Genomic DNA, 19,757 nt, shown 5'->3' on the forward strand with positions numbered 1-19,757 from the left:
CGTATGCCGTGTGGTGTGCGTCGTGCGGGTCGTGCGGGTCGCGCGGCGCGGTGGGGCGGGTCAGCGGACCCAGCCCTGCACGCGCTTGTTGGAGGAGCGGTTGCGGCCGGGTGCGCCGGGACCGAACTGCGGTCCGGGTGGCATCGGCGGGAAGCCCGGCATGGGCGGCATCGGAGCCGGACCGGCCTGCGTCGCCCCGCGGACCGCGTTGACGATCCAGGTGTTCAGCGACTGGCCGCGGCCGGTGGCCAGCTCCTCCGCGCGGAGCTTGAGCGCCTCGGGGAGGCGCAGCGTGATCCGCGAGGTCTCGGCACCCTCGTCGTCCGGTGACACCACGGTGGTGTCGTCGGTCGTGACGGGCTGGGTGTCGACGGCGACGGCCGACGGACCGGCCCCGACGACGACGAAGACGGGCTCGCGGCCCTGGAGCCGGACCTCGACGGAGGTCCCGTCGAGCTCGTTGGTGATCTCGGCTGCGGCGTGCGAGAGCGCGTCCATCAGGGCGAGGCGGGCAGAGGAGTCGAGCGCGAAGCCGATCCGTTCGGCGGCCTGTTCGGTCTCCGGACCCATCGCCCTGGCCGCCTGGGCGAGATCCCGACGCAGTGCGTCGACGTACTCGGTGATGTCCATGCGCATCACTATGACACCACTGTGGTGTCACGTCAACACCATGTTGACGCCGATCTGTCTGCGGGTACGTTCAGCGCACCCCTCCCCTCGTGAAAGGCGCCCGATGCGCAGCCTCGGAACCTCGGACCGACCCACCGTCCGCGCTCTCTCCACCGCCATCGAGAAGGTCTCCTCGCGCACCCGCGCGCGCCAGTTCGTCCGGGTGATGAACCGGATGGGCGCCTCACCCGCCGCGATCCTCCCGTTCGTCCAGGACTCCCCGAACTTCACGAACCGGCGCTTCGAGGGCGAGGAGCCGTCGCTGCGCCCCCGCGTGCGCGCGCAGACGAGCGCCCTCATCGCCGCCATCCGGGTCCACGACCGCGGCACACCCGCCGGCATCGTGCCCGTCGTCACCGCCGAGCCCCCGAAGCAGCCGGGCGAGCTCGCCGTCACGTGGTACGGCCACGCGACGAGCGTCCTCGAGATCGACGGCGCCCGCTTCCTCATCGACCCGGTCTTCAGCGAGCGGATATCCCCGATCCGCCACTCCGGGCCGAAGCGCCTGCACCCGGTGCCGGGTTCCATCGCCGACATCCCGAGCATCGATGCCGTGCTCCTCAGCCATGACCACTACGACCACCTCGACCAGCCGTCGATCGTCCGACTCGAGGAGACGCACCGGCCGCACTACGTCGTCCCCCTCGGCGTCAACGCGCACCTGCTCGCCTGGGGAGTGCCGGCGTCCCGCATCACCGCCCTCGACTGGCGCGGCGAGACCGAGGTCGCCGGCATCCGCCTGACCTGCACCGAGGCGAGGCACAACTCCGGCCGCGGCCTCGTCGACAGCCAGACCCTGTGGGCGGGCTGGGCCCTGCACGGCCCGCGGCACACCGCCTACTTCGCCGGGGACTCCGGCACGTCCAAGCGGTTCGCCGCCATCGGCGCCGACCTCGGCCCGTTCGACGTCACGCTCATGCCGGTCGGGGCCTACGACTCGTTCTGGCCCGACATCCACATGGACCCCGAGCAGGCCCTGGCCGCCCACCGCGACGTCAACCGGATCGGCGACGAGGCGCATGCCCTCACCGAGGACGCGGCCGGCGTCGCCGACGCCTTCATCGAGGGCGACCAGCGCATCGACACTCCCGGCGGCACGCACGAGGAGGGCGAGCGCACCGAGACGACGCGCACGGTGCAGACCGCCGCGCGCGAGTCGCTGCTCGTCCCCATCCACTGGGCGACCTTCAACCTGTCGATGCACTGGTGGGCCGAGCCCGTCCGCCGCATCCGACGGGCCGCCGTCGAGGCGCACGTCCCCGTCGCCTTCCCCCGGGTCGGCGAGCGCGTCGACCTCACGACCGGGGACGCCGCCGCCGTCGCGGCCGCCCACTCCGAGCCGTGGTGGGAGCAGTGCGCTGCCCCCGAGGACCGCGACTGACGAACGCAGCCCGCGACACGGCATACGACCCCCGGGAACTCGGGCAGCCGCCCCGTCGCTGGACGAGAATGACGGCAGCCCGCATCCGCGTGGCCGCCGAGCCGTGAGGCACGACAGGTAGGAGAAGCCCGTGCAGCTCCCGATCCTCCGCCGGATGGGCGCGACGACCGCGTCGCAGCGACAGCGCGTCACCGGATCGCCGCACTACCGCGACGGCGAGTTCCGCTCCCACGAGCCGACGCACGTCGTGGCGACGTCCGAGGCCGAGGGCCCGGGCAGCATGCTCGCGACGATGGCCCGCGAGTTCGGCCGGGGCCGGCCCCGAGGCACGGTGCCGCTCGTCACTCCTCGTCACCCGCACGAGCCGGCTGACCTGGCCGTCACGTGGTACGGCCACGCGACGAGCGTCGTCGAGCTCGACGGGCGCCGGTTCCTGCTCGACCCCGTCTTCGGCAAGCGGGCCTCGCCGTCGGTCGTCGCCGGGCCGAAGCGGCTGCATCCCGTCCCCGGTCGCATCGCCGAGATCCCGCGCCTCGACGCGGTCATCCTCAGCCACGACCACTACGACCACCTCGACGAGCCGTCGATCCGTCAGCTCGAGCGCACGCACCAGCCGCACTACGTCGTGCCGCTGGGCGTCGACGCCCACCTGCGTGCGTGGGGCGTGCCCACCGGACGCATCACGAGCCTCGACTGGCGTGAGGAGACCGAGATCGCCGGCATCCGCCTCACGTGCACCGAGGCGCGGCACTTCTCCGGGCGCGGCTTCGTGCGCAACCAGACACTGTGGGCCGCCTGGTCGCTGCACGGCCCGCGTCACTCCGTCTTCTTCGGTGGCGACTCGGGGCCGACGCACCGCTACGCCGACATCGGCGCCGACCTCGGGCCCTTCGACCTGACGATCATCCCGATCGGCGCCTACAGCGTGCACTGGCCCGACATCCACCTCAACCCCGAGGAGGCCATGGAGGCCCACCTCGAGGTCAACAAGGGCGAGACCGGCTCGGTGCTGCTGCCCATCCACTGGGCCACCTTCAACCTCGCCACGCACTGGTGGAGCGAGCCGATCCGGTGGGCTCGACGGGCCGCCGCCGAGCGTGGGGTTCGCATGGTCGCTCCGCGGGTCGGCACCCGGATCCAGCTGAGCGACAACGACATCGACGAGGTCGTCGCTGCTCATCAGGACCCGTGGTGGGAGGCGTGCGCGGCCGCCGACGACCGCGACTAGGGCGTCAGCAGGGCCGACGGACCGTCATCACCCGTCGCCCCGCGGGCCCTCGAGCACGCCGTCGGCCACGTATGCCGTGTCGTGGCGGTCCGTCGGACCGTCGGCCGGCGCGGTGGTGACGTCCGCCGGCGACCGGAAGATCCAGCGACGCATGGCCACGAAGCGGGCCGCGGTCGACAGGACGTTGGCCACCGCCACGACCGCCGTCTGCACGGCGGTTCCGGCGTCGGGGGCCAGCGCACCGAGCACAGCGAGCGCGAGGGTCGTCGCCGTGTAGGTGATCGCGAAGATGACGAGCGCCTGCCCGTGGTGGATCGCGAGGCGCCGGCGGCCGGAGATCTCGAACGTCCACGCCCGGTTGATCGCGGTGTTGGCGACCGTCGCGATGACCAGGGCGATGCCGTTGGCCAGCTGGGTCGCGGCGCCGCCCCGCACCAGGGCCGCGAAGAGGCCGAGGTGCAGGGCGGTCGTCACTAGACCGACCCCCGCAAAGCGGATCACCTGTTGGGAGAGCTGGATCCGCGGTGCTGTCATGGTCGTCATCTCTCTCGCTCGATCAGGACGCGTTGGACAGCGGTTGCGTGAGGTCGTAGAACGTCGAGCCGTCGATCGTCACGGAAGTGAAGTTCTCCTGCACCCACGAGCTAATCTCCGACGAGGCGCTGCTGCCACCGTTCTGGTTGCCGAATCCCCTTCCGCCACTGGCGAAGTAGTGGATCTGGCCGTCCGCGACGTACTGCTTGAACTGGGCGAGCGTCGGACTCGGGTCGGACCCGTTGAAGCCGCCGATGGCCATGACCGGGAGCTGCGTGCCGAGCTGCAGCCCGGCTGCCGTCTGTGAGCCGATCGCCGCGGCCACCCACGTGTACCGGTCGGCGTTGGCCGACAGGGCCGAGACCACGGCGGTGCTCGGGGTCGAGGCGTCGAGCAGGCCACCCATGCCGCCTGCGCCTCCCGTCTGCGGGCCACCCTGCTGGGTCGTGCCGTTGGTGCCGTTGGTGCCGGTCTGACCGGGCAGCTGCGGTGGCGTCCCGCCACCGAACCCGCCGGCACCACCCGGACCACGGCTCGAGCCGGCGGGACCGGCCGTCACGATGGAGCCACTGTGCCCCTGGGCGGTCGTCGACACGGCATACGCCCCCGGTCCGGCGAGGGCCGCCACGAGCGCCGCGGCCAGGACGAACGGGACTGCTCGGGCGTGCATCCAGCGGGTCGCGAGGATGAGCAGGGCCGCGGCCATGCCGACCGCGAGCACCGAGATGCGCAGCCAGTCGCCGTAGGCCGTGGTGCGCGACAGGAGGATGAAGCTCCACGTCGCGGCGGCTGCGGTCGCAGCCGCGAGGGCGATCGTGCCGACCGCGCTCGAGCGGCGCTGCCAGGCCTCGACCGCGCCCATGCCGACGACGGCACCGATCGCGGGGGCGAGCGCCACGGTGTAGTACTCGTGGAAGATGCCGGCCATGAAGGAGAAGACGAGCATCGTGACGACGAGCCAGCCGCCCCAGACGAGGTAGGCCGCGCGGCGCAGGTCGGTGCGCGGGCGACGTCCACGCAGCCAGAGTCCCGCAGCCAGCAGGATGAGGGCGCTCGGGATGAGCCAGGAGACCTGGTCGCCGACGCTCGAGGAGAACATCCGGAACAGGCCCGTCGAACCCCACATGCCCCCGCCCGCGGCGCCGCCGCCACCGCCACCGACCGAGCCTGTCTCGTCACCGCTGAGGCGGCCGAGACCGTTGTAGCCGAAGGTCAGCTCGAGGAACGAGTTCGTCTGGCTGCCGCCGATGTAGGGGCGGGACGAGGCCGGCATGAGCTCGACGATCGCCACCCACCAGCCTGCGGACAGCACCATGGTGCCGACCGCGAGGAGCGAGTGGACGATCCGCTTGCGCAGCGTCGTCGGGGCGGCGATGAGGTAGGCGAGGCCGAAGAACGGCACGACGAGCAGGATCTGGAGGGTCTTGGTGAGGAAGCCGAGTCCGATGAAGACGCCGACGATCATCATCCACTTGGGCGAGGCCTGCTCGATCGCCTTGACCGTGGCCCACGCGCCGAGCGCCATGAGGAGCGTCAGCAGGGCGTCGGGGTTGTTGAAGGTGAACATCAGGGCGGCAACCGGCGTCAGGGCCAGGACGACACCGGCGATGAGCCCTGCAGCCGCACCGAAGTGGCGCTTGACCGTCGTGTAGACGACGCCGACGGTCGCGACGCCCATGAGCGCCTGCGGCAGCAGGATCGCGAACGAGCTGAGGCCGAGCAGCCGCACCGAGAGAGCCATCACCCATAGCGACGCCGGCGGCTTGTCGACGGTGATCGAGTTGGCGGCGTCGGAGCTGCCGAAGAAGAAGGCCTTCCAGCTGTCGCTGCCGGCCTGGACCGCGGCCGAGTAGAAGGAGTTCGCGTAGCCGCTCGCCGTGAGGTTCCACGTGTAGAGCACGAGCGTCACGAGCAGGAGGCCGAGCAGCGCTGGCCGGGCCCACGACGGGTCCGCGTCGGAGCCACGCCAGAGGCGCCGGAACCGACCCGGACGACCCGCACGGGCGGCTGGCAGGGAGGTCTGGGCGCTGGCGTCCGCCGGCCCGGCGGGGGCCGACGCGGTGCCGGTCCCGCCCGTGGTGGTGAGGGTCATGGTGTCCATGCCCCCACCGTCGAGCCCGGGTCTGTGCCCTTCCTATGACATGACTTTGGTGCGCTGATGAGTGAATGCCCGCAAATGCGCCATGGCGCCCCTTCGTGACCGGATCGGGTCCGGTGGCCGACGAAGGTACGCCATGGCGTAGTTGCTGCGGTGGTGTGGTGGTGGGCCCGTCCTCACGGCGCGGGTGGCCGTGACGGTCAGGGGGCCGCAGGCAGGAGCAGGCTGAAGGTCGTGTCACCCGGGCGGCTGTCGAGCTCGACGCGTCCGCCGTGCGCCTTGCTCACGGCAGCGACGATGGACAGGCCCAACCCCGTGCTGCCGTTCGCGCGGACGCGCGCGTCGTCCCCTCGGGCAAACCGCTCGAAGACGTTGGGCTGCAACGACTCCGGCACACCCGGACCGTCATCGTGGACGGCCACCCGCACCCAGTCGCCCTCGGGTCGCACCGAGGTCGTGACGCGGGTGCCGTCGGGCGTGTGGGTCCTGGCGTTGGCGAGCAGGTTGGCGACGACCTGGTGCAGCCGGGCGCTGTCACCGGTGACCTCGACGGGCTCCGGTGGCAGGTCGAGGTCCCACCGGTGCCCCGGGGAGGCCGCGTGCGCGTCGCTCACCGCGTTGATGACGAGCATCGACATGTCGACCGGGGCATCGTCGAGCGGACGCCCCGCGTCGAGGCGCGCGAGGAGGAGCAGGTCCTCGACGAGCGAGCTCATCCGGTTCGCCTCGGACTCGATCCGGCCCATCGCGTGCGTCACCGTCTGCGGCACGGCGTTGGGCTCGCGGCGCGACAGCTCGGCATAGCCCTTGATCGACGCGAGCGGCGTGCGCAGCTCGTGCGAGGCGTCCGCGACGAACTGCCGCACCCGCTGCTCGCTCTGGTGTCGGGCGTTGAGGGCTTCGTCGACATGGTCGAGCATCTCGTTGAAGGCCGCACCGACCTGGCCGACCTCGGTGCGGGTGTCGGTGTCGACGGGGTCGACCCGCTCGGCGAGGGCGACCTTGCCGGAGTGCAGGGGCATGCGAGAGACCTTGGTCGCGGTCGCGGCGACCCGGCGCAGCGGCTCGAGGTTGCGCCGCACGAGCCACGTGCCGAGCACGGCCACGAGGATGATGCCGGCACCCGCCGTGGAGAGCGCGAGCACGATCATCCGCTGGATCGTGCGCTGCTGCTGCTCGACCGGCAGCCCGATGACGAGTGCGCCGTTGGTCCGCGCTCCGGTGCCCGGGTTGACGAGCGGCTGGTACGCCGAGAGGACCCGGTACGGGCCGAGCCCCTCGATCGTCACGGTGCGTGCATCGGGCGAGATGCCGGCCGCCTGGATCTGGTCGAGCTGCGCGGTCGTCAGGCTGGTCCGCCGATGGGCGTCGGACGTGGCCGCACCACGTGGACTCGGGATGTCACTCGTGCCCTTGGTCGGGAAGTAGGCGGCGAGGCCCTCGTCACCTGGACCGCGGGGGCCGTTGTCCTCGCCCTCGTCCCCGCTCAGGTCGATGGGCCGGCGGCTCGCGGCCATCTGGGTGATCGAGGTGTTGAGCTGGTCGTCCACCTGGCCAAGGAGCTGCCGCTGCAGGGCGACGACGGTGAAGGCCCCCGTGAGGAGGCTGAGGAGTGTGAAGAGGACGAGCATCGAGGCCACGAGCTTGGCGCGCAACGTCCAGGCCGACCAGGGCCGCACGCTCTGGCGTGCCGCGTTCCACCGCTGGCGCAGCGACGGTGAGTCGGCCGACCCGCTCGGCTCCGCCGTCTCGCTCGACGCCGCCGACCCGGCAGGTGCGGCGGACGCGCGTCCGGGCGACACGGCATACGTCGTCGCGTCGTGGTCGTCGGCGTCGCTGAACCCGATGCCGTCCGGGAAGAGGTCGGCGACGCTGGAGCCGTCGTCCTCGGGAAGGTCGGCCGGGTCGGGAAGGTCGGTGTCGTCGAGGTGTCCGGTGTCAGACGGCCGGCTTGAGGACATACCCAGCTCCTCGCATGGTGTGGATCATCGGCTCCCGCCCGGCGTCGATCTTCTTGCGCAGGTAGGAGATGTAGAGCTCGACCACGTTGGCCTGGCCGCCGAAGTCGTAGTTCCACACGCGGTCGAGGATCTGCGCCTTGGACAGCACCCGCTTGGGGTTGCGCATGAGGTAGCGAAGCAGCTCGAACTCCGTTGCGGTCAGGTGGATCTCCTCGCTGCCGCGCATCACCTCGTGGCTGTCCTCGTCGAGAGTGAGGTCACCGACGACGAGCATCGAGTCCGAGGACGACACGGCGATGGTCGTGCGGCGCATGAGGGCACGGACGCGGGCGACGACCTCCTCGAGGGAGAAGGGCTTCGTGACGTAGTCGTCGCCGCCGGCGGTCAGGCCCGAGACGCGGTCCTCGACCGCGTCCTTGGCCGTGAGGAACAGCACGGGCACGTTGCTGTTGTCGGCGCGCATGCGCCGGAGCACCTCGAGCCCGTCGAAGTCGGGGAGCATCATGTCGAGCACGACCGCGTCGGGGTCGAACTCGCGCGCCGCCCGCACGGCCTCCATGCCGGTGCCGGCAGCGCGCACCTCCCAGCCCTCGTAGCGCAGCGCCATGCCGAGCAGCTCGGTGAGGTTGGCCTCGTCGTCGACGACCAGCACCCGCACCGGGGAACCGTCGAGTCGCTGGAGTCGGGCCGCTGCGGACTTGGTCTTCTCGCTCATGTCATCCAGTGAAACCCGTGGGACTGTGCGATGACCAGTACCTGTCTGTGTGATTCCTGTGGCTCCTCTGTCCCGACGCCCCCAAGTCCCAGCCACCCGATGGGTCTGCCACAGCACCCGCACAGCCAACCGCCGGACCGTGAGGGCCATGAGCAACGAGTCCACGCCACAGGTTCCGGCCGAGCAGCCGGAGCCGGTGCTCCCGCAGTTCGACCCGAGCCGTCCGCCGACCGCCGACGACACGCAGCAGCTCCCAACCGCCTCGACGAGCGAGATCCCGGTGACGCCACCTGCCACGCCGTACGCGTATGCCGCGTCGCCCAGCCAGGCGGCCCCGCTCGCCGGGCCGGGCGTGCCGCTCTCACCCACGGGTCTCCCGGCTCGTGCAGGGTCAGGCTCGGGCGACGGGCCGCGCTGGAACGCGAAGAAGACGGCCGTGACGGCGGGCCTCGCGATCCTGCTCACCTCGGCCGGCGCGGTCGCCGCGGCGGCCGCGATGCCGGCGGGCTCGGCCGGCGACGACTCGGGCTTCCGCGGTCCGGGCGGGGGCCGCAACTTCCAGTTCCCCGGGGGGCAGCGTGGCCTGCTGAACCAGCAGGGCCTCCAGAACCAGCAGGGAACGAGCCCTCAGCAGCTGCCGAACCTCCAGAACGGCGCACCCGGTGGCGGGCTCGGCGGCCTCGATCCCAACCAGCTGAGCCAGCTCGACCCGCAGGACCTGCTCCAGCAGCTGGGCCAGGACAGCCAGGGCGGCCTCGGCACGGACCCGTTCTCCGACGACCAGGACGACTCGGGCACGGGCGCATCCGACGGCGCCAGGACGACCTGACGCCACGACTACCCCGTCCGGCCTCGCCACGTAGGGCCAGCCACACACGGTGCACGGCGTGCCGCAGGCGCGACGGCGTGCAGGCGCTGGCGAGTCCGCGCGACGTCAGCCGGGGCGGCGGAGGGTTGCGGCGTAGTCCTCGAGGGCGGTGACGGCGTGGTCCAGCTCGTCCGCGACGTGGGCGACGAGCGCCTCGTCGGCGAGCTGGCCGGCAGCCCCGAGCTCCTCGACCATGCGGCACGCGTCGGCGAGCGCGGTGGCCCCGAGGTTGGCGGCGGTTCCCTTGAGCCCGTGGGCGACCCGGCCCTGGGCCTCGGCGTCACCTGCGGCACGGGCCTGGCGCAGCTCGGCGAGCCGTTGCTGGGCACCGATCCCGAAGCGGTCGATGAAGCGCAGCACCATCGACGGGTCACCGGGGTCGACGTCGAGCAGCTCCTCGAGGCGGCCGTGGTCGAGCACCGCGGCGCTGGCAGCCTCTGCGGCACTCGCTGCAGCAGCGGCCTCGTCGCGGGCACCGGTCGGGACAGGCACAGCCCCGTGCGACCGCGGCGAAGGCCCTTCCCCGGCCCAGCGCCGGAGCGTCGACGCGAGGAGGGCGACGTCGATGGGCTTGGTCAGGAAGTCGTCCATGCCCGCCTGCAGGCAGCGTTCGCGCTCCCCCGCGATGGCAGAGGCCGTCATCGCGATGACGGGCAGGTGGTGCCCTTGCTGTTCCCGGCTCCGGATCGCGCGGGTGGCCGCGTAGCCGTCCATCTGCGGCATCTGGCAGTCCATCAGGACGGCGACGAACTCGTCCCCGTGCGTGCGATGGGCCTCGACGCCCTCCACGCCGTTGCCGGCGAGCACCACGGCATAGCCGAGGCTCTCGAGCACCCCCTGGGCAACGAGCTGGTTCACCTCGTTGTCCTCGACGACGAGGACCGTGCCGAGGTGTCCCTCGGATCCCGGCGAGACGCCGAGGGGGCGCGCCGACTCGGTCGCCAGGTGCCGCCCGACGAGGTCGGCCATGGCGTCGAAGAGCGAGGAGGGCATGACGGGCGCCGTCAGGATCGCGTCGACGCCGGCCTCCTTGGCGCTCGCCACGTCGGGCGGGGGCACGTGCGCGCACACGAGCACGACGCGTACGCCGGCGAAGCGGTCGTCGGAGCGGATCATCCGGGCGACCTGCAGGCCGGTGGCGCCGGAGGCGGGGTCGTCGAGCACGACGACGTCGACGGGGCTGCCACTGCTGACGGCACGGTCGAGCTGCACGAGGCCCTCGACGCCGGACGCCGCGGACGTCACCGTCATCGACCAGGCGCTCAACTGCTCCTCGATGCGCGCCCGGTGCGCCACGTCGGCCCCGACGACGAGGACCAGCAGGCCCGACACCGCCGCGGCCTGCGACTCCGAGCGACCGACGCTGCCTGCCGTGGCCGCCTCGAACGCCGCGGTGAACCAGAACGTGCTGCCGTGGCCAGGCTCGCTCTCGACCCCGATCTCGCCGCCGAACGCCGTGACGATCTGTCGGCTGATCGCGAGGCCCAGGCCGGTGCCGCCGTACTCGCGGGTCGTCGAGGAGTCACCCTGTGAGAACGACTCGAACAGCTTGGAGCGGACGTGCGGGGCGATCCCCGCGCCGGTGTCGGTGACCTCGACGCGCAGCACCGGCCCCGCCGCAGTCATGCGCTCGAGGCCCAGGTGGACGACGACGCTGCCGACGTCGGTGAACTTCACGGCGTTGGTCGTGAGGTTGGCGACGACCTGCCCGAAGCGCACCGGGTCGCCGGACACGAGGAACGGGACCTCGGGGCCGTGGGAGACCGACAGGTCGAGCGACTTGGCGCGGGCCCGCTCGGCGAGCAGCGCGACGCTGCGCTCGAGCACGGCCGCCGGGTCGAAGTCGACCGACTCGAGGTCGAGACGCCCGGCCTCGATCTTCGACAGGTCGAGGATGTCGTTGACGAGACCGAGCAGCACGCGACCGGCCTGGTCGATGCCGTCGGACAGCCGCCGCTGGTAGGGCGTCAGCTCGGTGCGGCCGAGCAGCTCGGAGAGCCCGATGACGCCGTTGAGCGGAGTGCGGATCTCGTGGCTCATCGTCGCGAGGAACTCGGACTTGGCGCGCGAGGCCTCCATGGCCGCGTCGCGGGCGTGTTCGAGGCGCTCGGCCGTCCACTCCCGGTCGGCGACACGCGCGAACAGGGCGGTGATCTGCGAGATCGTCGTAGCGTCGGACGCGACCGGCGGCGCGGCGCTGCGCATGTCGAGCACGACGACACAGGCCACCCGCCCCTCGTTGACGACCGGTACCGCCACGATCGTCGTGCCGTCGGGCGAGAGCTCTGCGACGACCGCCTGGTCGGCGGCTGCCCGGGCCGCGAACTCCATCCCCACCTCGACGGGCAGGGTGCTCGCCCCGGTGCCTTCCTTGGCGCGGATGGGCTCTGCGAGGTTGCCCTCGGCGTCGACGACCGAGCCCAGCACGGGCCGCCACGTCGTGTGCCGGGCCACCTCGACGAAGATGGCGGGGAGCGCCTCGTCGAGCGTCGCGGACTCGTTGGCCGCCGTCGCCATGGCGGTGATGAGACCAAGCGCCTGCTCGGCGTCCTTCTTCTCCGTGATGTCCTGGGTCGTGCCGCCCATCCGGATCGCGCGGCCCTCGGGATCCCGGGTGACGAGACCCCGGCCGCGGATCCAGACGATCTCGCCGCTGCTCTGCACGACCCGGGCGTCGAACTCGAACGAGTCCTCGGACGCGAGGGCGGCCCCGACCACGTCGGACACGTGGCCGCGGTCGTCGGCGTGGATGCGCGACAGGAAGCCCTCGTAGGTGGGGGTGAGGTCGGTGCGGTCCAGGCCGTAGATGCGGTAGAGCTCGTCGGACCACGACACCCGGTCGGCGCCGACGTCCCACTCCCAGCTGCCGATCTTGGCGATCGACTGGGCCTCGGCCAGCTGGTCGAGCAGCTTGCGCTGGGCGCTGTGCTCGCTGACACGGTGCATCCAGCCGCGGTGGACGCCCCTCTCGTCGACCAGCGGGGTGTGCGACACGAGCGCCCAGAAGCGGTCGCCGTGCGCGTCGAGGAGGCTGCACTCGATGTTGTCGCCGGGCTCACCCTTGGAGGCGAGCTCGTCGAGGTGGTGGCGGAACTGGCCTTTGCCGACCTCGTCGACCGCGTCGAAGACCGAGAAGCCGACCATCTCGGACGGGTCGCGACCGAGCATCTGGGCCATCCGCGCGTTGGCGAAGACGGTCAGACCCTCCTCGTCGATGACCCAGAGGCCGTCGGGCGAGGCCGCCACCATCCAGCGGTAGAGGTCATCCTCCACAGCCCCGCCTTCGCCCCGAACGCCCGACATGTCCCGATCCTTGCGCATGCGGCGCCGCGGCGCTCGTACGTGGCGGATGTCGGCACGGCAGCGCCGAGGTGAGCCTCACCTACGGTGACACCCCGAGGGGCGGGTGCGACGATCAGTGTCAGGCGGCGGGCGCTTCACCACGCACCCCGAGCAACACCACTGATCGGAGCACCACGAACATGTCCGAGGTCCGAGCGTCCGACGAGCCGACGCCAGCCGGGTCGAACCACGACCGTGACGAGCCGCACGACGCCAACGTGGGGAGCCGGCTCAACTGGCTGCGGGCCGGCGTCCTCGGCGCGAACGACGGGATCGTCTCGACGGCAGGCGTCGTCGTCGGCGTCGCAGGGGCGACCGCGGACAAGGCCGTCATCGTGCTGGCCGGCATCGCCGCCCTGACCGCCGGCGCGGTGTCCATGGCTGCCGGCGAGTACGTCTCGGTCAGCACCCAGCGCGACTCGGAGCGGGCCCTGATCGCGCTCGAGACGCGCGAGCTGCACGAGGACCCCGAGGGCGAGCTCGAGGAGCTGACCCAGATCTACGAGGCCAAGGGAATGAGCCGTCAGCTCGCGGCCCAGGTCGCCGAGGAGCTCACCGCGCACGACGCGCTCGGCGCACACGCAGAGGCCGAGCTCGGGATCGACCCCAACGACCTGACGAACCCGTGGCACGCGGCCGGCGCCTCGATGCTGGCCTTCGTCGTCGGGGCCCTCCTGCCGATGCTGACCATCACCTTCAGCCCGGCCTCCTTCCGCATCCACGTCACCGTCCTCAGCGTCGCGGCCGCCCTGGCCCTCACCGGTTGGGCCAGCGCACGGCTGGGCCGCAGCCCCGCCACCCGGGCCGTCCTGCGCAACGTCGCCGGCGGCCTCCTGGCCATGGGCGTGACGTATGCCATCGGCGCGCTCGTCGGGGTCAACCTGGGCTGAGTGCGTCGGCCTCTCGCAGGCAGGACGTCTCGAGGACACCACTTGCCGCAGGGGCCTGCCCGATCCCCTTCTCACGCGCTGGTAGCGCGCGACAGCGTTGGCCTAGGCTCCGGTCATGGGACTCCAGGACGACGAGGACGGCCGAGGGGAGCCGTCCAGCGCTGACACCGGAAGCGCTCTGGGCGATGACCAGCTGGCCCAGCAGCTGAGCGAGTTCGCCAGGCGCGCGCAGGGCGAGGACGACCGCGGGCTGATGCTCGACGAGATCGTCAGGGGCGCGGTCCAGCTCATTCCCGGTGTCGACGAGGCCTCGATCAGCGTCACCATCGGACGGCGTGACGTCAGCTCCCAGCACCCCTCCGGCGACCTTCCGGCGAAGGTCGACGCCGTGCAGACCGAGACCGGGCAGGGACCCTGCATCGACGCCGCCTACGAGGACGAGACCGTGCGTGTGCCGGACATGGCCAACGAGGGGCGCTGGCCGAAGTTCGCCGCGCGCGCGTCGGCGTTGGGGGCAGCGAGCATGCTCTCGATCCAGCTGTGGGTGGAGCACGACAACCTGGGCGCCCTGAACCTCTACAGCTACACCCCCGACAGCTTCACCGACGAGTCGGAGCACGTGGGCCTGCTCTTCGCCAGTCACGCCGCCGTGGCCTTCGCCGGCGCCGACAAGGTCCACCACCTGAACATCGCCCTCGCGCGTCGCGACCTCATCGGGCAGGCCAAGGGCATCCTGATGGAACGCTTCAAGGTCACCGCCGACCAGGCGTTCGGCATCCTGGTCCGGATCAGCCAGGACCACAACCGCAAGCTCTTCGAGGTGGCCGAGGAGCTGACCCAGACGGGACTGCTGAAGCGCTGAACCCGCTCACGTCACCGATACCGTCGCCGATCGGCGCCGCGCTCGAGGATTCGCTGCCGGATTCGCTCCAGGGTTCGAACCGCGCCCGGCTGCCGGGGCTGTAGAGTCGAGGTGTCCCAGCGCCCGTCCGCGGCGCATCCGCCGGTCCGGCGCTCGGGACATCGGGCGCGCGATGGCGCGTCCACCGGGACTCGAGCCGAGTCCGCCGCCGACACCGGTTCAGCCAGTCAGGGTGTCGCCCGGGGGCCAGCCCGCTCGACGTCCTCCGCGTCATCAGGAGGAACATGGCAACGCGCGTCCGCCGCCGACCGACCGACGGCCAGGGCAGTCAAGGCTCGAACCAGGGCTCCAGCCAAGGCTCCGGCCAGGGCTCGAAACAAGGCTCCAAGCAAGGCTCCAAGCAGGGCTCCAAGCAGGGCCAGAACACCAGCCAGCGCAAGACGACCCAGCGCAAGGACGAGCCGGCCCCGCTCATCCCCGTGCTCGCGCGCCGGGTCCGCGAGGTGGAGGCCCGGGTCTCCAGCAAGGGCAAGGCCAGCCCGACGAACCGGACCAAGTTCCTCGTCGTGGCGCTGCTCATGCGTTCGGAGCGCTCCCGCGTGCGGGAGGACACCTCGATCCCGCCGGCCACGCGAGCCGACCTGCTCAAGCGCCTCGACGGCATCGCGACCATCCTCGCGCAGGTCGCGGCCCGCGACACGAGCCTGCTGACGCTCCTCGACGCCAACGCCAAGCCCGGTCCCGCCGCGCAGCAGATGCGCCGCGACTGGCTCCTCGAGTCGGGCGCCGAGCTCGCCGAGGAGGACCTCGTCATCGAGGCCCCCGAGCCGCCACGCCCGGTCGTCCCGGCGCAGATCGCGGCGCGTCAGGTGCTGCCGCAGTCGGTCCCGTCACGGGCGCTCGCCAACCCGTTCCTCACGCCCGACCTGGGCCGCGTCCAGAGCGACTACCTGCCGAGCCGCCTGGCGGGCTGGGACCTGCTCAGCCCGCTCTACCGCGCCTTCGAGCAGGGCGCCGGGGGTGAGGCCGCCTCGATGGAGCTGCCGCCGACCCCGCAGATCGACCGCTTCTCCCCGCCCGGGTCACAGCTCATGGTCCACCAGTCCCGGTTCCTCCAGAGCGTCCAGGAAGGTCACCGCACCTTCCTGCTCGCCGACGAACCCGGCCTGGGCAAGACGGCCCAGTCGGTCATGGCCGCCTCGATCGCCGGCGCCTACCCGATGCTGGCCGTGGTGCCGAACGTCGTGAAGATCAACTGGGCCCGAGAGGTCGAGCGCTGGACGCCGCAGCGCCGCGTCACCGTCATCCACGGTGACGGCAACGACGTCGACGCCTTCGCCGACGTGTTCGTCGTCAACTACGAGATCCTCGACCGGCACTTCGGGTGGCTGTCGAGCTTCGGCTTCCGCTCGATGGTCGTCGACGAGGCGCACTTCATCAAGAACCTCGGGTCGCAGCGCTCGCAGCAGGTGCTCGCGCTCGGCGACCGGCTGCGGGCGACGACGCCCGGCGGCAACCCGCTGCTCATGGCCCTCACCGGCACGCCGCTGATCAACGACGTCAAGGACTTCGACGCGATCTGGCGCTTCCTCGGATGGATCAAGGACGGCAAGCCGACGGCCGAGATCACTCGCCGACTCGACGACACCGGACACACCCCCGCCGACCGCGCCTTCTATCCCGAGGCCCGCCGCGCCGTCATCGACATGGGCATCGTGCGTCGCCGCAAGGTCGACGTCGCCAAGGACCTGCCCGACAAGCGGATCGCCGACATCACCGTCGAGCTCGACGACGACCTCGGGCGCTCGGTCCGCGAGGCCGAGCGCGCCCTCGGGCGTCGCCTGGCCCAGCGCTACCGTGCCCTCCTGGCCCAGGGCGAGGGACGCGAGGAGGACGACGAGCCGGACACCGACCTCATGCGCCGGGTCGCCGCGGCCGAGCTGCGGTCGACGTCGGGCGAGAAGGGCACCGACAACGTCTTCTCCCTCGTGCGCCGCATCGGACAGGCCAAGTCGACGCTCGCTGCCGACTACGCCGTGCAGCTCTCGCACTCTGTCGGCAAGGTCGTCTTCTTCGCCAAGCACATCGACGTCATGGACGCGGCCGAGCGGGTGCTCGCCTCGGCGGGCCTGCGCACCGTGTCCGTCCGCGGCGAGCAGACCTCCAAGCAGCGGCAGGAGGCCATCGACGCGTTCCAGAAGGACCCCGACGTCGCCGTCGCGGTCTGCTCGCTGACCGCCGCCGGTGTGGGGCTCAACCTGCACGCCGCCTCCAACGTCGTGCTCGCCGAGCTGTCCTGGACGGCTGCCGAGCAGCAGCAGGCCATCGACCGCGTGCACCGCATCGGGCAGGACGAGCCGGTCACCGCCTGGCGCATCCTCGCCTCCGGCACCATCGACTCGAAGATCGCCGAGCTCATCGACGCCAAGCAGGGGCTCGCCGCGCGCGCCCTCGACGGCAGCGACGAGGAGATCACCTCGGGCGACACCCTCCAGGTCGACGCCCTCGTCGCCCTGCTGCACGACGCCCTGGTGGAGCCGGGCGCCGGCTGAGAGCTCGCCGTCCCGGGGCCAGACCGGCCTCGGGACGCGCCCCTCGGCGACGCGTCAGTGGGGCGCCCCGGCCGACCGCCGCGCCAGGAACGTCGTGGCGGAGTCGATGGTGCGCAGCTGGTCGGCGTCGTCGTCCTCGATCCGGAAGCCGGCCCGCTTGCCCAGCCGCTCGACGAGCTCGACGAAGTCCAGCGAGTCGAGCTCGAACGTCTCGCGGAGGTCCGTCCCGCCCGGCAGCCCGTCCAGGCTGGCGTCGGGCACGATCTCGCGCAGGACGGTCTCGAGCATCGTCCTCAGGCTCTCAGGGGTCACAGGGGTCTCGGTCATGCGGCTCAGAGCTCCTCCGGGGTCTGCAGCAGTCGGTCGATCGTCTTGAGCAGCCGTGAGCCCGTCGCACCGTCGCTCGCCCGATGGTCGCCGGCCAGGCTGACGGTGACGAGCGGGCGCACGCCGAGCATCCCGTCGACCGCCCAGGGCCGGTCGCTCACGGCCCCGAAGCCGACGAGCGCGACCTGCGGCGGGTAGATGACGCCGAGCACGCTGTCGACACCCTGGTCACCGAGGTTCGAGGCGGTGATGCTCGGCTGGACGAGGTCCGACCCGCGCAGCCTCCCGGCCCTGGCCCTGCGGGTCAGCTCCCGGACCCGCGCCATCGTCTCGTCGACCGTGAGTCGGTCGGCGCCGGCGATCGCGGGGACGAGCAGGCCCCCGGTGCGCAGCGAGAGGATGAGGCCGAGGTCGACCTCCGCGGCGGGTCGGAAGGCGTCGTCGACCCAGTGCCCGTTGAGCTCGGGCACGGCCCTGACCGCCCGGGCGGTTGCCGCGAGGAGGAGCGCCGCCGGCACGAGCCGCTCGGCCATCTCGAGCTCGCGGTTGCGCTGCTTCATCCAGGCCAGGCTCCGCTGGAGGTCGACGGTGAGCGTGAGGTGGTAGTGCGGGATCTCCCGGTTGGACACCGTCATGAGCGCCGCGATGCTCCGGCGCATGTCGCTGGCCTGGGCGACCGTGCTGGGTGCCGGCGACGCGGTGACCTTCGGCGCCGGAGGGACCGACGGGGCCGACGGGGCCGACGGGGCCGACGGGGCCGACGGGGCCGACGGGGCCGAGGGGGTCGTATGCCGTCCCGCGCGCCGCACGTCGTCCGCGCGGATCGCGCCCCCCAGGCCGGTGCCGGTGACCGTTCCGAGGTCGACTCCCTGCTCTTCCGCGATGCGGCGCGCGAGCGGGGACACCCGGGCCCGGTGGGAGGCCATGGGCGACGGCGCTGCAGCAGGGACCGCAGCAGCAGCGGGCTCCGGCACCACCGGCGTGGACGGCGCCACGGGCTCCGGCGCTGCCGGTGTGGGCGGCGCCGACGGCTCCGGAGCTGCCGGGGCCGGCGGAGCCGCCGGAACTGCGACGGCCCCCGCGTCGCCGAGCCGCGCGAGCACCGCTCCCACCGGCACCCGCTGGCCCTCCTCGACGACCAGGTCCTCGACCGTGCCCGTGTCGAAGCACTCGACCTCGACCGTCGACTTGGGCGTCTCGACGACCGCCACGATGTCGCCGCGGCGGACCGGGTCCCCGACCTTGACGAGCCACTCGACGAGGGTCCCCGACTCCATGTCGGCGCCGAGCGACGGCATCCGGAACTCAGCCACGGGGACCCACCGCCCGGCGTGCGGCAGCGACGATGTCGGCGGGCTGCGGGAGGGCCGCCTCCTCCAGGTGGTGGGGGTAGGGCACGGGGACCTCTGCGCCGCAGACCCGCTCGACCGGGGCGTCAAGCTCGTAGAACGCCTGCTCGGCGATCCTGGCCGACACCTCGGCCGAGAGGCTGCCCGTGCGCCACGCCTCGTCGACGACGACGACCCGGTGCGTCCGTGAGACGGAGCCGACGATCGTCGCGTCGTCGAGTGGGCGCAGCACGCGCAGGTCGATGACCTCGGCCGAGATGCTCTCTGCCGCAAGCAGGTCCGCGGCGGCGAGGGCCTTTGCCAGCCCCCCGGCATACGCGATGATCGTCACGTCCGTGCCGCTTCGACGAACGGCGGCGTGCTCGATGTCGACGGCCACCGGCTCGGCGGGCAGGGTGCCGGAGAGGTTGTAGAGCGAGCCGTGCTCGAAGATCACGACGGGGTCGGGGTCCGCGAGCGCCGGCGCCAGCATGCCGCGGGCGTCCTCGAGCGTCGCGGGTGCCAGGACACGGATGCCCGGGATGGAGGCGTACCACCCCTCGAGGCTGTGCGAGTGCTGCGCGGCGAGCTGACGCCCGGCCCCGGTCGTCATGCGGATGACGAGCGGGACCGACAGCTGCCCGCCCGACATGTGGCGGAGGGTCGCGGCGTTGTTGACGATCTGGTCGAGGGCCAGCAGGCTGAAGTTGACCGTCATGATCTCGACGATGGGGCGCAGACCCCGCAGGGCGGCGCCGATGCCGGCGCCCGTGAACGCCGACTCCGACAGGGGCGTGTCGCGGATGCGCTCCTCACCGAACTCCTCGAGCAGCCCGAGGCTGACGGCGAAGGAGCCGCCGTAGCGCCCGACGTCCTCGCCGAGCAGGAAGACCCGGGGGTCGGCCGACAGCGCCTCGCGGTGCGCCTCGCGCAGGGCCTCCCGGTACGTCGTGGTCACCGAGGGCTGGCCGGCCGTGTCGGCGGCTCGCCGGGCCTTCGTGG

At 72.1% G+C, this 19,757-nt stretch carries 15 protein-coding genes; 6 read left to right on the forward strand and 9 right to left on the reverse strand.

Annotation, left to right across the window (positions count from 1 at the left end; translation table 11 throughout):
• Window positions 1-60: 60 nt before the first annotated feature.
• Entirely contained in the window at window positions 61-630 is a 570-nt protein-coding gene (locus ABD831_RS02820; RefSeq protein WP_344941194.1) for a toxin-antitoxin system HicB family antitoxin, read from the reverse strand.
• A gap of 103 nt (window positions 631-733) precedes the next feature.
• Here ABD831_RS02820 and ABD831_RS02825 point away from each other — a divergent pair, with 103 nt between their 5' ends.
• Entirely contained in the window at window positions 734-2,050 is a 1,317-nt protein-coding gene (locus ABD831_RS02825) for an MBL fold metallo-hydrolase (RefSeq protein WP_344941198.1), read from the forward strand.
• A 130-nt stretch (window positions 2,051-2,180) separates the two neighbouring features.
• The gene (locus ABD831_RS02830) at window positions 2,181-3,278 is read left to right on the forward strand and encodes an MBL fold metallo-hydrolase (RefSeq protein ID WP_344941201.1); all 1,098 of its coding nucleotides are present in this window, start codon (window positions 2,181-2,183) and stop codon (window positions 3,276-3,278) included.
• Between the two features lie 27 nt (window positions 3,279-3,305).
• Here the strand turns inward: ABD831_RS02830 and ABD831_RS02835 are convergent, their stop codons facing one another.
• The 4 genes from ABD831_RS02835 to ABD831_RS02850 form a co-directional block, all read right to left on the reverse strand.
• Complete coding sequence (locus tag ABD831_RS02835; protein ID WP_344941204.1) at window positions 3,306-3,812, reverse strand: GtrA family protein; 507 nt, start codon at window positions 3,810-3,812, stop codon at window positions 3,306-3,308.
• Between the two features lie 22 nt (window positions 3,813-3,834).
• Window positions 3,835-5,913: a glycosyltransferase family 39 protein gene (locus ABD831_RS02840; RefSeq protein ID WP_344941208.1), complete on the reverse strand. Its 2,079-nt coding sequence runs from the start codon at window positions 5,911-5,913 to the stop codon at window positions 3,835-3,837.
• Window positions 5,914-6,110: 197 nt separating this feature from the next.
• The gene (locus tag ABD831_RS02845) at window positions 6,111-7,871 is read right to left on the reverse strand and encodes a sensor histidine kinase (protein ID WP_344941211.1); all 1,761 of its coding nucleotides are present in this window, start codon (window positions 7,869-7,871) and stop codon (window positions 6,111-6,113) included.
• On the reverse strand, window positions 7,849-8,586 hold the full coding sequence (locus tag ABD831_RS02850; protein ID WP_344941213.1) for a response regulator transcription factor: 738 nt from the start codon (window positions 8,584-8,586) through the stop codon (window positions 7,849-7,851). Before ABD831_RS02850 ends, ABD831_RS02845 begins: the two co-directional genes overlap by 23 nt.
• 148 nt (window positions 8,587-8,734) lie before the next feature.
• Between ABD831_RS02850 and ABD831_RS02855 the strand changes: the two genes are divergently transcribed.
• A complete protein-coding gene (locus ABD831_RS02855) occupies window positions 8,735-9,415 on the forward strand; it encodes a hypothetical protein (protein ID WP_344941216.1) in 681 nt (226 codons plus the stop codon).
• A 105-nt stretch (window positions 9,416-9,520) separates the two neighbouring features.
• Here ABD831_RS02855 and ABD831_RS02860 read toward each other — a convergent pair whose 3' ends face one another.
• The gene (locus ABD831_RS02860) at window positions 9,521-12,757 is read right to left on the reverse strand and encodes a response regulator (protein ID WP_344941218.1); all 3,237 of its coding nucleotides are present in this window, start codon (window positions 12,755-12,757) and stop codon (window positions 9,521-9,523) included.
• A gap of 179 nt (window positions 12,758-12,936) precedes the next feature.
• Between ABD831_RS02860 and ABD831_RS02865 the strand changes: the two genes are divergently transcribed.
• The 3 genes from ABD831_RS02865 (at window position 12,937) to ABD831_RS02875 (ending at window position 17,100) form a co-directional block, all read left to right on the forward strand.
• Complete coding sequence (locus ABD831_RS02865; protein WP_344941222.1) at window positions 12,937-13,686, forward strand: VIT1/CCC1 transporter family protein; 750 nt, start codon at window positions 12,937-12,939, stop codon at window positions 13,684-13,686.
• A gap of 115 nt (window positions 13,687-13,801) precedes the next feature.
• Window positions 13,802-14,548, forward strand: coding sequence for a GAF and ANTAR domain-containing protein (locus ABD831_RS02870; protein ID WP_344941226.1), 747 nt, complete (start codon window positions 13,802-13,804; stop codon window positions 14,546-14,548).
• A 284-nt stretch (window positions 14,549-14,832) separates the two neighbouring features.
• Window positions 14,833-17,100 carry a DEAD/DEAH box helicase gene (locus ABD831_RS02875; protein WP_344941229.1) on the forward strand — a complete coding sequence of 756 codons (2,268 nt, stop codon included), beginning with the start codon at window positions 14,833-14,835 and terminating at the stop codon, window positions 17,098-17,100.
• A gap of 54 nt (window positions 17,101-17,154) precedes the next feature.
• On the opposite strand, the gene ABD831_RS02880 is transcribed toward ABD831_RS02875, so the two are convergent.
• The 3 genes from ABD831_RS02880 to ABD831_RS02890 are packed head-to-tail and all read right to left on the reverse strand — an operon-like array spanning window position 17,155 to window position 19,713.
• Window positions 17,155-17,427 carry an acyl carrier protein gene (locus tag ABD831_RS02880; RefSeq protein ID WP_344941232.1) on the reverse strand — a complete coding sequence of 91 codons (273 nt, stop codon included), beginning with the start codon at window positions 17,425-17,427 and terminating at the stop codon, window positions 17,155-17,157.
• A gap of 5 nt (window positions 17,428-17,432) precedes the next feature.
• A complete protein-coding gene (locus ABD831_RS02885) occupies window positions 17,433-18,740 on the reverse strand; it encodes a dihydrolipoamide acetyltransferase family protein (protein WP_344941235.1) in 1,308 nt (435 codons plus the stop codon).
• The gene (locus tag ABD831_RS02890) at window positions 18,733-19,713 is read right to left on the reverse strand and encodes an alpha-ketoacid dehydrogenase subunit beta (RefSeq protein ID WP_425582787.1); all 981 of its coding nucleotides are present in this window, start codon (window positions 19,711-19,713) and stop codon (window positions 18,733-18,735) included. The genes ABD831_RS02885 and ABD831_RS02890 overlap by 8 nt, the downstream gene beginning before the upstream one ends.
• Between the last annotated feature and the right edge of the window lie 44 nt (window positions 19,714-19,757).

The organism is Terrabacter ginsenosidimutans (assembly GCF_039539425.1).
GTDB lineage: Bacteria > Actinomycetota > Actinomycetes > Actinomycetales > Dermatophilaceae > Terrabacter > Terrabacter ginsenosidimutans.